Here is a 264-nt window from a genome sequence, read left to right on the forward strand (position 1 = left end):
CCCTACCATTAACGCCCTCGATGCTGGAATTCTCAATTGCGCCAGAATTTCCTGCAGCATCAGCGGATCGGGTTTGGAGCAGGTGTCATCGGCACAACGGGTGGCAGCAAACCGGCGCCGCAACGTCAGATCATCCAGAATACGATCCAGCCCCCGCCGACTTTTACCTGTCGCAACGGCCAACAATATGCCTTGTTCCTGCAAACGCGCCAACATCGTTTCTGCCCCGGCAAACAACCCCATCGCCACCGGGCTGTCTGAGAC

Annotated in this window: 1 protein-coding gene; it reads right to left on the reverse strand. The window is 57.6% G+C overall.

Translation table 11 applies throughout. The annotated features are described in order from the left end of the window. On the reverse strand, positions 1 to 264 hold a 264-nt coding region (locus Q4563_RS20400; RefSeq protein ID WP_303605812.1), incomplete at both ends, for an HAD family hydrolase.

This window comes from Gilvimarinus sp. 1_MG-2023, from assembly GCF_030548285.1.